This window comes from Streptomyces sp. NPDC096311 (assembly GCF_044763085.1).
GTDB lineage: Bacteria > Actinomycetota > Actinomycetes > Streptomycetales > Streptomycetaceae > Streptomyces.
Genome location: NZ_JBIWFN010000035.1, coordinates 34,742 through 49,367 on the forward strand (window position 1 = coordinate 34,742; position 14,626 = coordinate 49,367).

The 14,626-nt window shown below is 67.3% G+C and carries 11 protein-coding genes; 6 read left to right on the forward strand and 5 right to left on the reverse strand.

The annotated features are described in order from the left end of the window. Positions 1-12 precede the first annotated feature (12 nt). From ACIRA5_RS49825 to ACIRA5_RS49840, 4 genes are all read right to left on the reverse strand, one after another. Positions 13-2,655, reverse strand: coding sequence for a fibronectin type III domain-containing protein (locus ACIRA5_RS49825; protein WP_403704209.1), 2,643 nt, complete (start codon positions 2,653-2,655; stop codon positions 13-15). A 511-nt stretch (positions 2,656-3,166) separates the two neighbouring features. Then, positions 3,167-3,337, reverse strand: a complete 171-nt coding sequence (locus tag ACIRA5_RS49830; protein WP_403704212.1) for a response regulator transcription factor — start codon at positions 3,335-3,337, stop codon at positions 3,167-3,169. Next, positions 3,334-3,987 carry a hypothetical protein gene (locus tag ACIRA5_RS49835; RefSeq protein WP_403704215.1) on the reverse strand — a complete coding sequence of 218 codons (654 nt, stop codon included), beginning with the start codon at positions 3,985-3,987 and terminating at the stop codon, positions 3,334-3,336. The genes ACIRA5_RS49830 and ACIRA5_RS49835 overlap by 4 nt, the downstream gene beginning before the upstream one ends. Before the next feature lie 1,179 nt (positions 3,988-5,166). Continuing rightward, entirely contained in the window at positions 5,167-6,144 is a 978-nt protein-coding gene (locus ACIRA5_RS49840) for an NADP-dependent oxidoreductase (protein ID WP_403704218.1), read from the reverse strand. 204 nt (positions 6,145-6,348) lie between these two features. Between ACIRA5_RS49840 and ACIRA5_RS49845 the strand changes: the two genes are divergently transcribed. The 6 genes from ACIRA5_RS49845 (at position 6,349) to ACIRA5_RS49870 (ending at position 12,973) form a co-directional block, all read left to right on the forward strand. Beyond that, a complete protein-coding gene (locus ACIRA5_RS49845) occupies positions 6,349-6,609 on the forward strand; it encodes a UBP-type zinc finger domain-containing protein (RefSeq protein WP_403704221.1) in 261 nt (86 codons plus the stop codon). 20 nt (positions 6,610-6,629) lie between these two features. Next, positions 6,630-8,294, forward strand: coding sequence for an FAD-dependent oxidoreductase (locus tag ACIRA5_RS49850; protein ID WP_403704224.1), 1,665 nt, complete (start codon positions 6,630-6,632; stop codon positions 8,292-8,294). Continuing rightward, a complete protein-coding gene (locus ACIRA5_RS49855) occupies positions 8,291-9,748 on the forward strand; it encodes an ATP-binding protein (protein WP_403704227.1) in 1,458 nt (485 codons plus the stop codon). The genes ACIRA5_RS49850 and ACIRA5_RS49855 overlap by 4 nt, the downstream gene beginning before the upstream one ends. A 159-nt stretch (positions 9,749-9,907) precedes the next feature. Further along, the gene (locus ACIRA5_RS49860) at positions 9,908-10,792 is read left to right on the forward strand and encodes an aldo/keto reductase (RefSeq protein ID WP_403704231.1); all 885 of its coding nucleotides are present in this window, start codon (positions 9,908-9,910) and stop codon (positions 10,790-10,792) included. 170 nt (positions 10,793-10,962) lie between these two features. Continuing rightward, the gene (locus ACIRA5_RS49865; protein ID WP_403704234.1) at positions 10,963-11,709 is read left to right on the forward strand and encodes an SDR family NAD(P)-dependent oxidoreductase; all 747 of its coding nucleotides are present in this window, start codon (positions 10,963-10,965) and stop codon (positions 11,707-11,709) included. Positions 11,710-12,058: 349 nt separating this feature from the next. Then, on the forward strand, positions 12,059-12,973 hold the full coding sequence (locus tag ACIRA5_RS49870; protein WP_403704237.1) for an aldo/keto reductase family protein: 915 nt from the start codon (positions 12,059-12,061) through the stop codon (positions 12,971-12,973). A 717-nt stretch (positions 12,974-13,690) separates the two neighbouring features. Here the strand turns inward: ACIRA5_RS49870 and ACIRA5_RS49875 are convergent. Further along, positions 13,691-14,524: a helix-turn-helix domain-containing protein gene (locus tag ACIRA5_RS49875; protein WP_403704240.1), complete on the reverse strand. Its 834-nt coding sequence runs from the start codon at positions 14,522-14,524 to the stop codon at positions 13,691-13,693. Between the last annotated feature and the right edge of the window lie 102 nt (positions 14,525-14,626).

Sequence of the window (14,626 nt, forward strand, 5' to 3'; positions counted from 1 at the left end):
GGCCCGTCCGACTCAGCCGCGCGGTGCGGCTGCGGCGGCCAAGTCCCTTTGCCGTTGGGTCAGACGGCCCTCATCGAGCAGAGGAGCCTCGACCGGGTGCGCTGTCGACTGACGGCTCTTCGTGGACGGCGGAGGTTGGGATCCGCCGGTCGAAGGGGGCGGGAGGGGGACGGAGACACAGGCGGAACGGTCGGATTCGAGTGCGCCGTTGGTGGCGCTGACGCAGAACTCGAAGTTCCAGTTGCCCGGGAACAAGAAGGCGATCTGGCGCTGAGGGGTGTCGGAGACGTACTCGTCCGCCGTGTACGTGTGGCCGGGGTCGTTGACGTTCCGCGTCCACACCCGGTATCCGGCGGCGCCTGTTGAACCCTGCCAGTCCAGCTGGACGGTCGTGGCGTCGATGGACTTGATGGTGACGTTGGTCGGCACGGCCGGCGTCCCCGCGCCGACGGTCACGGACCGGGCCACGCCCGGCATACCACCGCCCGCCCGGTTCCAGGTCGCCACCGCGACGAGGTAATGATGGCTCGGCGTGAGCCCGTCGATGTGCACGGACGTGCCCCTGACGGCCGTGCTGCTGATGTACGCCCCGGGCACGTCCTTGTCCCAGGTGATGATCTCGTACCGGTCGATGCTGTCGGTGTGCGGACCCTTCGCCGCGTCCCAGGACACGTCGACGCCGGTGGAGGTCGCACGGGTGACGATGTTCCCCGGGGCGGCGGCGGTCTCGGGGTGTGCGGTCGCGCTGGTCATGGACCACGCCGACGCACCGTCGGTGTAGTTGTCGGTGCGCACCTGGTACTCCCAGGTCCAGCCGTCCTCGGTCCACGTGGTGTCGTAGCGGTTGGTCGGCACCACCACCTCGCTCCAGTCCGTGGCGCCCACCATCCGGTAGCGCACGGTGTATCCGCGGGCGCCGAACACCGGGTCCCAGCTCACCTTCACACCGCTGGGGACGGCTTCCGCCTTCAGCCCCGACACCGGCGAAGCCGGCCGCCCGGGGAACGAGGGGATGCCGCTCGGCGTGGACCAGCCGATGCCGAACTCCTTGTTGAGGGTGCGTGCGTAGGCGTAGGCGATCTGGTACTCACCCGTGGCGTTGGGGTGCAGCCCGTCGTATCCGGCGGGGCACGCCTGCGGATTGCAGCTGTAGGAGCCCGCCCAGTCGACCAGCTTCACGGGGGAGGCGGAGGTGCTCCACGTCGAAATCGCGTCCTTGAGCAGGGCGTTGTACTGGTTGGTCTTGTCCACCAGGTCTTGGCGGCCGTTGATGAACAGGCGCTGCGGGACGTTCGCCACGGCCATCTTGACGTCCGGCTTCGCCGCGCGGGCCTGGTCGACCAGGGTCTTCATGCTGTCCAGCGTGCCGTTCGCGTCGCTGACGAACCAGCCCATGTCGTTGAACCCTATGCCGAACAGGATCAGGTCGGGTTTGTACTGTGCGACCATCGGCCCGATCAAGGACTTGTCCTGGGCGGCCTGGCGCCCCCACACGGCGAAGTGGTCACTGTCGAAGTTCGGGGGCACGCCCCGTGCGTAGGCGCCGGAGACGGGCGGGGGAGTGGCCGACGGGTTCTGGATCTCCCCCTGCAACGGGGGCGCTGCGGGTGGGCCGCCGGCGTCGGGCTGCTTGGTTCCCTTGTACGGGCCGACGAAGTCGACATTGACGTGCTGGTCCTGGAACCACTGCCACAGCCGGTAACGCCAGGTCCAGTCGCCCTCCATCCCCTCGGTCATGGAATCTCCCACGACCATGACGCGCAACTGGGGGGTGTCCGTCGTCGTGGGCGGCGGCCCCCATTCGGCGATGCCGTCGGGCAGCAAGTCGGCCATGTCTCGGAGTATTTGGGCAATCCACCCGCCCGCGGCCTGGGCCCAGCTAGAGAACATGTCGTTGATCGAAGCGGCGATGAGGCCCATTTGGGCCGGGTACGTACGCTTCATCCAGGCGAGCAGACTGTCACGCACGCTCCCCTTTACAGTTGTCCGGAGCGCTTCGAGAAACGTCTTGGTATAGGCCTTCGGGTCCTTGAGCTCATTGTTGAAGTATTGCGTCGCCAGACCCTTGACCAGCGCGCCGGTGAGCCTTCCGATCGCGGGGCACGCGAGGGCGGCCTCGGGCAGGACGAAGAAGCAGGCCGTGGTGATCGCGAGCTTCGTCAGGTAGCCCGCGGCCATCGCGATGAGGGACTGCTTCCACGTCTCGGTCGTCTGCACATCCGCGGCAGGGACGGTGAGGGACAGGCCGGTGGTACCGACCGTGTTCACCACGCCGTCGAATTCGACCCACTTCGTGTCGTCGTTGATGTCGCCCAGATCCTGGTCGATCACCTGCCGGATCGTGTCGCTCAGCTGGCTCTGACTTCCGTCGTCGTCGAGCTGGCGCTGCACAGCCTGAGGATCGTAGGCAGTGCCCGTGTCAAGGGTGAACGTGAGGTCTCCGTTGGCCTGCGTGACCAGCGCGGAGTGGGCGAGGCTTGACTCGGCGAGCACGACCGGGGCGGTCCTCTGGGCCGCCGGCTCCGCCTTGGCCACAGCCGCCGCCGGCCCCGCGGTCCCGGCCAGCAGTGCGAGCGAGACGGTGAGGGCTACGAGGGGGTGTGTGCGTAAGCGCGATGGTCTGTACCGGTTGCTGTGCGTTCTCCACTTCGGCATGTCGCCGTCTGCCCCTTTCGGTGCGCCGCCCACCGGGTGCGGGCGGCATGCGGCCCCCGGAAGTCCGGGTGTCGCCCCCACGCAAGAGAGGCATGGCGTCGACACGGTTGTGCGCACAGGGACACCAGAAGAAATGGGGGGTGTCGTCGATGTGGCCCCGCCGGCACCCATGACGTCGGGGCGGGAGCGTGGCCGAGGGGCCGACTCGACTGACCTGCGTCCGCCTCCTCTACGGCCCCGTATCGAGGCGGTGTGCGAGGTCCAGGCCACATACCTGGCGCTCCACTCAGCACGTGCCTGCCGCCCGAGTCCGGCGGTAGTCACCTCGGCGAAAAGATCGAATAGCGTCGACCGGTGCTCGGCACGCAGCAGGTTGCGCGCCGCGGCCGGTGCTACCCGCCGATCGTCGCCCTCCTGGGGCTTCTCGGCTTCCTCGGGATGCGACGTTCCTGCTGCGTTCAGCGGGAACCTCAGGTCGCCTGCATGACTGACGTCACGCCAGCAGCCGAGGTCAGTACCCTCTCCGCGTCCCCGTCGGCCCGCTGACCAGCCCGGACCGGTTCGCCAGGAGCGCAGCCTGGACGCGGGTCCGCACCCCCAGTTTGGTGAGCACGCTCTGGACGTGGGTCTTCACCGTGGTCTCCTCGATGTGCAGTTTCCGGGCGATCTGCGTGTTGCTCATCGCTTGCCCGAGGAGACTGAGCACGTCGCGTTCCCGGGGGGTGTGAGGTCGTCCGGCAGTCGCACGGGCTCTGTGTCGTCGTTGGCGACCCTGGTGATCAGCCTTCGGGTCGGTCCTGGCGACACGAAGCCCTCTCCGCGGGCCACCGCTCGGATGCCGTCGAGGAGGGTTGTGGCCGGGTCATGTTTGAGTACGAAGCCGGCGGCGCCCGCACGCAGCACCCCGAAGAGGTATTCGTCCAGGTATCCCAGACATGCACCGGTGAGTGCCACCAGGGGACGCGTACGGCGCCAGATCACCGATGCGGCGAACGCGGCCCCGGCTGGGGCCAGGACGGCCAGCCAATGTGCCGTGCAGCCGAACCAGTAGAGCTCGCCCAGATCTATCACCGCTGCCACGGCGGCCAAGCCGGTCATCGTCGTGCGCTGAGACCGGGACACTCCGGGCGTGTTGCTGGGCATGGGCGATATCTGGCTCCGTGCTAGGGGCGCCTTGGTGGGGGCGCTGCTCTCCTGGTTGTCGTGTCGTTCCTGCTGCTCCCGTCGTGAGCCGTCCTCGTTCGTACGCCTGCGTAGCCACAAAGAGGCAGCGAGCATCAGTATGGCGCTGATCATCGTCCAGGCGGTGATCAGACCGAGAACACGGAGCACGACAGGGCGGTACGACCTGCAGCGGCTGACTGCGGTGGGAGGAAGCCACGTCCGCTTCCGCGCCGCAGCAGAGTCAGGTCGAGTCCCAGGTAGCCGATGGCCACGACTGGGTCGATGGTGCTGCGGGACAGGGCCCAGAGAATACGCTGGCCGGGCAGCGCGAAGTACCGCCACCGCTCGGCACTCCGACACCCGGACCGCCCACGGCGAGCCCCCGCTCAACCTGCCGGCCCGCTCGCCAGGTCCCAGAAGTAGTTCACCCGGTCGCTGACTTTGCCGAAATAGGTGCTGGGTGGAAGTAGTGCAACCCGCCGGTGACAAATGACTCGTTGATCCTATCGGGAGACCGGGGGCCGGGGGACAGTTCCTCCGGAATTGATGGTGGACGGTGGTGTGTCTGTGATTGCGATACCGCGTAGGACGTCAAATGGTTGGACACGCGCGAAGGTAATGGCTTTTCGCATTTCCTGGATCGTAGAACTTCTCGCCGGTCGGGCGCCTCAGCATTAAGAACGGAATGGTTCTCATCACTTTGGAGGAGGCTGGCAGCGCTGCTTGGGATGCTGTAGCCGCAGCGTGGAACGTTCGTTCTCCAAGGTGTCCTCGGACTTCGATCAGTTCGCCTTCGCGGGCCCCGAACCCGACCAAAAGCGGGGCGGTCGGGAAGCCGTGGGCGGCGCTGCACAGCAGGGCCAGCACGTCGATCCGGGCCGCCACCTGCCCCAAGGCTCGACGAGTGATCCCAGCGCGGCGTCAACTCCGCCCGGGAAGTGGGGTGCCACACGGTGACCTCCCCGGTGCTCGGGCGGCAGCAGATGGCGCAGCCCCGCTGCCCGAGACACCGTCACTGTGTAGCGCACAGGGGCCGGTCACGTCGCCGAAGAGAGGGCGGGAGAGCGGCGTGGCGTGCCGGGCGGTTCGACCGAAATTGCGCTGGGCATCCCAGCCGGATTGGGTCTTACGGCCGTAGCGTCAAGGGGCTATGTCGGGAGGCCGAAAGGAAATTCCAAACGTAACCGAACTCCTTCACCTCGACTGCCAGTTGGGTGCTGAGCCGCATCCAGGGAAGGAAGATACCGAGCTTGCCGATTTCGGTAGCGATATCGCAGTCTCCTGCCGCATTGTCTCGATGTCGGATACGGGTCGGCCAGCTCCGATTTCCCGTGGCCGTCGGCGCGTTCAGCTTTCGGGCGACTTCGGAGTACGGTCGGCGGTTGGAGTTGAGAAGGTGAGGACGATTCGTCCGCGGAGGCCGCCTGCCTCCAGTAGCCGGTGTGCTTCGGGGGCCTGCTCGGCGGCCAGGGTTTGCGCGACTCGCGGGGTGAGTCGGCCCTCCTCGGCCAGCTGCCGCAGGCGGTCGAGCTTGGCGTGTTCACGTGCGTACTGCGGCACGAACGTCGTCTGCGTCACGATGCCGCGTTCAGCGGACCCCTTGATGCGGTGGACCGACGACGCGATCCGTCCGTTGTCGCGGACGGCGTGGGAGGTGGGTTCGACGATGCCGGCGGTGTCGAGGAGTCCGTCGACGCCGTCGGGTACCTCCTCGCGCACGAGCTGTGCGTAGTCGGTTCCGCGGGGCAGGACGAGGTCGGCGCCGAGGTCCTTGACCAACTGTTCGTCTTTTGGCGCGGCGTCAGCGATGACGCGGTGGCCGTCGGCCTTGGCCAGCTGGACGGCGTAGGCACCGACGGCGCCCGCTGCTCCGGTGACGGCGATGGTGGAGCCGGTGGGGAGGCTGAGCAGGTCCAGGGCCATGCGGGCGGTGAGGCCGTTCATGGGCAGTGTGGCGGCCTGGATGTCGGTGAGGCCCGCGGGGGTGCGGACAACCGACTCGGCGGGGACGACGAGGTGTTCGGCGTAGGCGCCGTGCGTCCCGGAGATGACCGCGACGGCCATGACGTGGTCGCCGATGCTGAGGTCGGTGTCGACTCCCTCGCCGATCTGCTCGATGACGCCGGCTGCATCCATGCCCGGCACGTAGGGCGGCTCGGCGTCGGAAACGAAGGCCGTGCCCCGGCGCACCATGGTGTCGATCGGGTTGACGGCCGCCGCGTGCACGCGGATGCGGATCTCGCCGGGCCCGGCCTCGGGGGCGGGAAGTTCCAGGACCCGGAGCACTTCGGGCCCGCCGAATTCAGTCAGTCCTACAGCCTTCATAGAAAAAGTCGCTCCTGGAGAAATCTGGCGTACAGACGCTGCAATTCGTCATGTTTCCTCTGCGTGCGCGCATGTAAAAGGGGAGGTTCCCATCCCTGGGTGAGAGCAACCAGGGTAAGAATCCTTCCCCCTCAACTCGGTTGCCAGAGATGCCAGGCTAAGGACGCACGGCGCGAGCTCGGCCTGGAAGGACAGGAGAATCCCATGACGGCTACCTGCGACCACCTTCCGGCCGGTGACCCGCCGACGGCACGTACACCGGATGGCTGCGAGGAGTGCCTGGCGACCGGTGGGTACTGGCTGCATCTGCGGCTCTGCCTGACCTGCGGACATGTTGGGTGCTGCGACAGCTCACCCGGCAAACACGCCACCGCTCACTTCAGCGGGACCAGCCATCCGGTGATCCAGTCATACGAATCCGGTGAGGACTGGCGCTGGTGCTGCATCGACGAGCAGATGGTGTGACGGCTGCCCAGGAGGGGCCCATGAACGTTCCCAACCCGGCGATCTTGACCGTCGACGACGATCCGGCGGTGTCACGGGCGGTCGCCCGAGACCTCAGGCGCCGCTACGGGGACCGCTACCGGGTGGTGCGCGCGAGCAGCGTGGAGGAGGCCCTGGAAGCGCTGCGCGAGCTCAAGCTGCGCGGCGTGCAGCTTGCCCTGATGCTCGCCGACTACCGCATGCCGAAGATGAACGGGGTCGAGTTCCTCGAGGCGGCGATGGACCTCTTCCCGCGCGCCCGACGCGTGCTGCTCACCGCCTACGCCGACAACGGTGCGGCGATCGACGCCATCAACGTGGTCGACCTCGACCACTATCTGCTCAAGCCCTGGAACCCGCCCGAGGAGCATCTCTACCCGGTCATCGACACTCTCCTGGAGACGTGGCGGGCGACGCCGGACCCGGCCGCGTCCGACGTCCGGGTGGTCGGGCACCGCTGGTCGGCGCCGTCCTTCGCGGTGCGGGACTTCCTCACCCGCAACCTGGTGCCCTACCGCTGGCTGCTGGCCGACGAAGCGGAAGGCGCCCGGTTGCTGGCCGCCGCGGGGCTCACCGTCACCCAGCTACCGCTGGTGGTCACCGCCGACGGGACGACTTTGGCCAGTCCGACAGAGCCGGAGCTCGCCGCCCACGTCGGGCTGAGTACCGCACCCGCCGCCGAGCTCTACGACCTGGTGGTGGTCGGCGGCGGACCGGCGGGCCTGGGGGCGGCCGTGTACGGGGCGTCCGAGGGACTGCGAACCGTCCTGGTGGAGCGCCGGGCCACCGGTGGACAGGCGGGGCAGAGCAGCCGCATCGAGAACTACCTCGGCTTTCCCGACGGGGTCTCCGGAGCCCAGCTGACCGACCGGGCCCGACGCCAAGCGGTGAAGTTCGGCGCGGAGATCCTCAGCACCCGAGAGGTAGTAGCCCTGGAGCCGGCCGGCTCCGCGCGGGTGCTGCGCTTCGACGACGGATCCGCCATCACCGCCCAGAGCGTGATCCTGGCCACCGGAGTCTCCTACCGGCGGCTCGCTGCCCCGGGTCTGGAGGCGCTGACCGGCTGCGGCGTCTTCTACGGCTCCGCCCGCAGTGAGGCCCCCAGCTGCAGCAAGGAGGACGTCTATGTGGTGGGCGGCGCCAACTCCGCCGGGCAGGCCGCGGTGTACTTCTCCCGCTACGCGCGGCAGGTGCACATCCTGATCCGCGGCGACGACCTCAGCCGCTCGATGTCGAGCTACCTGATCAGCCAGATCAACGCCATCGACAACATCACGGTGCACTCGAGCACCGAGGTCGTGGCCGCGGAGGGCGAGGGGCACCTGGAGCGGCTGACCTTGCGCGACAACCGCTCCGGTGCCACGCGGACCTTGGATGCCTCCTACGTGTTCGTCTTCATCGGCGCACAGCCGGGCACGGACTGGCTGGACGGCGTGGTCGTCCGGGACCCGAAGGGTTTCCTGCTCACCGGCACGGACCTCGTGACCGACGGGCGTCCGCCAGCGGGCTGGCCACTGACACGGGCCCCGTACCACCTGGAGACCAGCCTGCCCGGAGTGTTCGCCGCCGGGGACGCGCGGGCCTCCTCGGTCAAACGAGTGGCATCCGCCGTCGGCGACGGCGCGATGGCCGTTTCCCTGGTGCACCAGTATCTGGAGACGCAGTGAGTGGGCGACAGGGCGACGAAGGCCGGGAGGTTCGGGAGCGACTGTCTCCGGCGGAGCTGCGGAGCCTCTTCCTGTTCGCATCGTTGGACGAAGCCCAGCTGGAGCTGCTGGCGGCGTGCGGCCGCGTGGAGCAACGGGCCGCAGGCAGCCTGGTGTTCGCCGAGGGTGAGCCGGCGACCTGTTTCTTCGTGCTGCTGGAGGGGTCGGTGGCGCTCAGCCGCCGGGTGCGCGGGGACGACGTCGAGGTATTGCGCGCCGACCATCGCGGTGCGTATGGCGGGGCGAATCAGGCGTATCTCGGGGATCGTGTCGAGCAGCTGTACATCAACAGCATGCGGGCGCTCACCGACAGCTCCTTCTTGGCGCTGCCGGCCGACGAGTTCGGCTCCGCGGTGCGCACCTGGTTCCCGATGGCGGTGCACCTGCTGGAAGGGCTGTTCTTCGGCCTCCGGCTGAGCAACACCGTCACGGGCGAGCGGGAGCGGCTGGTCGCCCTCGGCGCGCTGTCGGCGGGACTGACCCACGAGCTCAACAATCCGGCGGCGGCCGCTCTGCGGGCCACCTCGGCCCTGGGGGAGCGGATCGCGGGCATGCGGCTGGAGTTCGCGGCCATCGCCGATGGCGGGCTGGACGGGCCTCGGTTGAAGGGCCTGGTGGCGCTGCAGGAAGCAGCGGTGCAACGAGCGGCGACAGCCCGGCAGTTGTCCGCCCTGGACGCCTCGGACGCCGAGGACGCGCTCAGTGACTGGCTGTATGAGCACGGGGTCGACGGCAGTTGGGACCTCGCCTCCACCCTGGTGGCCGGGGGTGTCGACGCGGCCTGGCTGGACTCGGTGGCCGGGCAGGTCGGTGAGTCACAGCTGGCCCCGGCGGTGCGGTGGATCATCCACAGCATCGACACCGAGCTGCTGAGGGCGGAGATCGACGACTCGGTGTCCCGGATCTCCGGCCTGGTCGACGCGGCCAAGCAGTACTCCCAGCTGGACCGGGCACCCCAGCAGACCGTCGACATTCACACGCTGCTGGAGGCGACCCTGACGATGCTGCGAGCCAAGATCCCGCCCGGCGTCACGGTGGTGCGCCACTACGAACCGGACCTGCCGCCGATCCTGGCGTACGGCGCGGAACTCAACCAGGTGTGGACCAACCTCATCGTCAACGCCCTTTACACCATGCGCGGCGAAGGCACCCTGACGCTGCGCACCCGGCGGGACGGCGACCGGCTGCTGGCCGAAGTGGGCGACACCGGACCGGGCATCCCCCCGGAAGTACGGCCGCGGATCTTCGAGCCGTTCTTCACCACCAAGCCGGTCGGCGAGGGAACGGGCCTTGGGCTGGACATCTCGTACCGCATCGTCGTCAACAAGCACCACGGCGACATCCGCGTGGACTCCCGCCCGGGAGAAACGTGGTTCCGGGTGTGTCTCCCGCTCCCAGCGGACCCGTCGGCCTGATGATGGGGGACCGCTGTAGGCCCGGATCTGGACCCGGGACGCCATCACCGCACAGCAGCCAGCCGGTGTTCCGGTCCGACGAGTATCTCGTCCCCCTGGCCTGCAGGAAATCAGAACCAACCGCAGCCTCGCTGCACACGTATCAAAGGTCGTAAACCCATGATCAACATCACCCTCAACAACGGTGTCGTCCTGCCGGCCCTGGGCCTCGGAGTCTTCCAGAGCAGCCCCGAGGAGACTGCCGACGCCGTCGCCACAGCACTGGCCACCGGCTACCGCCACATCGACACCGCTGCCGTCTATCAGAACGAGCGTCAGGTCGGCGAGGGCCTGCGCCGCTCGGGGGTCGACCGCTCGGAGGTGTTCCTGGAAACCAAGGTCTGGGTCAGCGACTACGGCTTCGACGGGACGCTGCGCGCCTTCGACAAGGCGACGCGCAAGCTCGGCGTGGAGCAGCTGGACCTGCTGATCCTGCACCAGCCCGCCCCGAGTCGCTTCGACGCGACCGTGGCTGCGTACACCGCTCTGGAGAAGCTCCTCGCTGACGGACAGGTGCGCGGGATCGGTGTCAGCAACTTCATGCCGGACCACCTGGCCGACCTGATGCAGCGCACGCGTGTGGTGCCGGCGGTCAACCAGATCGAGCTGCACCCCTACTTCACCCAGCCGGCCGTGCAGAAGGCCGACACCGACCACGGCATCCTGACCCAGGCCTGGTCACCGATCGGCGGGATCACCTTCTATCCGGGCTGGGGCGAGGAGCGTCGCAATGTGATGGACGACCCCGCCGTCACCGCCATCGCGCAGGCCCACGGCAAGAGCGCGGCACAGGTCCTGCTCCGGTGGCATCTGCAGCAGGGGCGCTCGGCCATCCGGAAGTCGACCAACCCTCGGCGGATCGCAGAGAACTTCGACGTCTTCGACTTCTCCCTCGCCGACGACGAGCTTGCCACGATCGACGCCCTCGACACCGGTGTCCGCCACGGACCGGACCCGGACGTGGCCCGCACCAATGTGTTCGACATGACCATCCCAGATGCCTAGAAGACAGCACCCCCGGAGGTGGGACCACTCATCGTGGATCCTCCGCCGAGACCAGGACCTGCCTCCGCAGTGGGCCTGCATCCCAAGCCCACTTCATGCGCGGGCTCGCGCAGCACCTCCGTATGCGCTCGCCACCGAGGGGCCGTCCTAGACCGAAGAAAGGCAAGAGCATGCGCACTGCACTCATCACCGGATCCGGCCGACGAGAAGGGCTGGGGTTCGAGACCGCTCGGCAGCTGGGTGCCGAGGGGCTCCACGTCATCGTGTCCGCCCGGCGGCTCGAACAGGTGGAGCCCCTCGCCGCAGAGCTTGTCGACCAGGGCATCGAGGCGTCCGCCCTGGCACTGGACCTGCTCGACCACGCAAGCGTGACGACGGCCGCGCAGCGCGTCGACGCGCAGTTCGGGAAACTGGACATCCTGGTGAACAACGCCGCGATGATGGTGGGCTCCCCTGACGTGGCCGACAAGGACATGGACGAACTGCTGCTTGAGTTCCAGACCAACGTGATCGGCACGTGGAGCGTTACCCAGAAGTTCCTGCCCCTTCTCGTCACCAGCGGTCACGGCAGGATCGTCAACGTGTCCAGCGGAGCAGGGTCGTTCTGGGATCCCGACTACGGACTGGTCAACTACCCCGGATTCGAGATGGAGCGATTCGGCGCGATGCCGATCTCGGCCTACGCCCTGACCAAGACAGCACTCAACGGACTCACGCTCAAGATGGCGAAGGAACTCAAGAGCGACAACATCCTCGTGAACGCCGTATGCCCCGGAGTCACTGCCACACGCCCCGGCACAGAAGCGTTTGCTCGCCCCGTCGCCGACGGCGCCAGGGGTGTCGTATGGGCCGCCACCCTGCCCGACGACGGCCCCACCGGCCTCTTCTTCAGGGATGGCAAGCAACTGCCCTGGTGACAACAACTCGTGTCCAGCGCCGAGGCGGGACGCGTCGCGTGCACTCCGCGAGCCGACTACGCCGCCGCCATCGCCGCAGTGATGCTTGACCCGGTCACGACGGGCAAGACGCTTGAGCTGTCCGGTGACGTCGCATGGGCCTGCCCGCGTACAAGTTCATGCACATAGGCGGGTACGGACTCACGTACACAGTCGATCGGGTTGATCTTGGGCGTGTCATATACGGGTAATCGGGCACCCACTTCCCATGGTGAGCCCTGTCTGCGTTGCCAACAGGGAGCTAGGCACACCACTCCATCATCACTGTTCAAATAATCAGCAAGATGCACAACCTGGCAAGGAGATGATGATGACCAATACGCACGAGCGTGAGTTGACCACCGGGGTGAAGGTTCCCCTGGTCGGCTTCGGAACTTATCTCATTCCGAACGAAGAGACCGCGTCCGCCGTCGAGAATGCCCTCGCCGCAGGGTATCGACACGTCGATACCGCCGAGGCGTATGGGAACGAGCGTGGCGTCGGTGAAGGACTGCGTCGCGCTATCCAGCAGGCAGGCCTCGAACGCGGCGACGTGTTCGTGACGACCAAGTTGTGGCCGCTGGCGGGGGAACGCCCCAAGACGAGCGAAGAGACCCTGCAGTCGATTGACGAGAGTCTCGACCGGCTCGGTCTGGAGCAGGTCGACCTGTATCTCATCCACGCCACGTTCGGGCGTGAGCAGCGCCTGGCGCAGTGGCAGGGGCTGGTTGAGGCCTACAAGAGCGGCAAGACGCGCGCGATCGGCGTGTCGAACTTCGGTGCCGATCACATCGACGAGTTGATCGAGGCGGGACTTCTCGTTCCGCACGCCAACCAGATCGAGCTGCATCCCTGGTCGCAGAAGCCCGAACTGGTCTCGCACTTGAACCAGAAAGACATCACCCCCATCGCCTACAGCAGTCTGGCTCCGTTGTCGACCTGGCGCATCGCACCCGGTCATGCGAGCGGAAAGACGCAGGAAATGCGCACCGAGGGAGAGCAGCCTGATGCCCCCTTCAGGAAGCTGGCGGAAAAATACGGTGTCACCGAGGCGCAGTTCCTCCTGGGCTGGGGCGTGCAGAACGGCTATCCGGTGCTTCCCAAGAGCACCAACCCGGTCCGTATGCGTGAGAATTTGGACGTTTTCTCGTTCCGCATCGACGACGCCGACATGGACTACATCCGCGGTATGGACCGCGGAGCAGGTCTCGCCTGGGGTGAAGTAGACCCCACCACGCACGACTGAGCCACGCGCGGCTTCCTCTTGCGCTGCCAAGACGGCATCGGATCAGGGTGCCCAGCGCCTCCGCGCCTCTCATGCCAGGAGGCGCGGGGGCCTTTGTGTATGCCCGGTTTCAACGTGCTGCAGGGTGCTGCGACGGCGCGATGTGGCGTCTGATAACGGCCAACAGAATGAAGCGATGTGTTCTGCGCTCGCACAGGTGGCAGCTCAGCAACCGCACCAAAATTCAGCGTGTGTCGCTTCCTCTGCCGGTGAGCCTGGTGCCCACGCAGGACGTTCGCCGAGCAGGTCCCGGACCTCAGCGAAGGGGACCGGCGCCAGAGCGTCGGGCTGCGGCGATGGTCGCGTGCCATCGCTGCGTTCCTGGGCGGCCGGCAGAGAAACGCCTGCGCCGGACTCTGCAGTTGCCCGTCGGCCGCACGCACCTGCTCGGCCTGCTCACGGCGTCGACGGTGCCTGAGCAGGCTCCGCGGGTGCTGGGCGTCGATGAGCTCGCCTTCGCAAATGGGGCGCTACGGCACTGTCCTGGTCGAGTCGAGGCGGCCCGTGTGATGGATGTCCTGCCTGATCGGGACGCGGCCGCCTTTGGCGCCTGATCATCTGGGCCTTCGAGTCCTATCGGCAGACGGGGCCGGTCCTGTGCCCAGAATCCGTCAATGCGGTTCAAGAGCTGAGTGTGCGCTGCTCAGGAGAGGTTTCCGGTCGTATCGGCGAGGGGCCTCATCCCACGCTGAGCTGCCGAAAGGCGTCGTGCGCCGGGGTGCCGGGCTCGGTGGTCCAGATCACGAGTTGCTGCTCGGGGTCGTCGGCGCACAGGAGCGTGGCCCAGTCCACTTCGATCTCGCCGAAGTCGGCGTGGAGCAGTGTGGTGTGGCCGCCGGTACGTGTCAGCACGTCGTGGGCGGACCACCACTGCCGGAAGTGAGGGTCCCGCTGGGAGAGTTCACGGACGAGTTCGGCCAGTCGCGGGTCGTCGGGATATCGGGCGGCCTCCATCCTCAGCTGGGCCACAGTGGTCTGACCCGACTCCTCCCAGCGGGCGTGACCGCGTCGGATCGGTGTGTCGGTGAACATCTGCCAGACGAAGTTGCGTTCCGGTTCGGGGATCTGGCCGAAGTCGCAGAAGAGTGCGGCGGCGGTGTGGTTCCAGGCGAGGATGTCGGTGCGCCGTCCGACGACGAAGGCCGGGGTGGTGTTGAGGTCGTCGAGCATGCGGCGCAACTGGAGCTGCACGTGCTGTCGTTCCTCCGGGGTCGGTCGTGCCGCTGCCCCCTTGCCGGCGAGTTCGAACAGGTAGATGCGCTGATCGTCGTTGAGCTGCAGCACTTTGGCCAACTCGGCGAGGACCGGCTCGGAGGCCTGGACACGTCCCTGCTCCAAGCGGGTGTAGTAGTCGGTGCTGATCGCGGCGAGCTGGGCCACCTCCTCGCGGCGCAGGCCGGGTACGCGGCGTGCCCGCCCACCGGACGTCAGTCCGCTGTCGTCAAGGCCGACCTCGGCGCGGTGCTTTTTGAGGAACTCGCCCAGACGGCTCAACTGCGGTTCACGAACCATGTCCACCATGATCCCATCAGGCGAGTTGCGCGGCTGTGAACGGGGACATGGTTTTCCTGGGTTCCCCGGTTCCGGGATGAATCTTTCCCATTTTCCCGTATG

Excerpts from the sequence above, each read along its gene's own strand:
- ACIRA5_RS49825 (WP_403704209.1), bottom strand. The coding sequence starts at position 2,655 with ATGCCGAAGTGGAGAACGCACAGCAACCGGTACAGACCATCGCGCTTA.
- ACIRA5_RS49850 (WP_403704224.1), top strand. The coding sequence starts at position 6,630 with ATGAACGTTCCCAACCCGGCGATCTTGACCGTCGACGACGATCCGGCG.
- ACIRA5_RS49875 (WP_403704240.1), bottom strand. The coding sequence starts at position 14,524 with ATGGTTCGTGAACCGCAGTTGAGCCGTCTGGGCGAGTTCCTCAAAAAG.
- ACIRA5_RS49840 (WP_403704218.1), bottom strand. The coding sequence starts at position 6,144 with ATGAAGGCTGTAGGACTGACTGAATTCGGCGGGCCCGAAGTGCTCCGG.
- ACIRA5_RS49845 (WP_403704221.1), top strand. The coding sequence starts at position 6,349 with ATGACGGCTACCTGCGACCACCTTCCGGCCGGTGACCCGCCGACGGCA.
- ACIRA5_RS49865 (WP_403704234.1), top strand. The coding sequence starts at position 10,963 with ATGCGCACTGCACTCATCACCGGATCCGGCCGACGAGAAGGGCTGGGG.
- ACIRA5_RS49870 (WP_403704237.1), top strand. The coding sequence starts at position 12,059 with ATGACCAATACGCACGAGCGTGAGTTGACCACCGGGGTGAAGGTTCCC.
- ACIRA5_RS49860 (WP_403704231.1), top strand. The coding sequence starts at position 9,908 with ATGATCAACATCACCCTCAACAACGGTGTCGTCCTGCCGGCCCTGGGC.
- ACIRA5_RS49830 (WP_403704212.1), bottom strand. The coding sequence starts at position 3,337 with ATGAGCAACACGCAGATCGCCCGGAAACTGCACATCGAGGAGACCACG.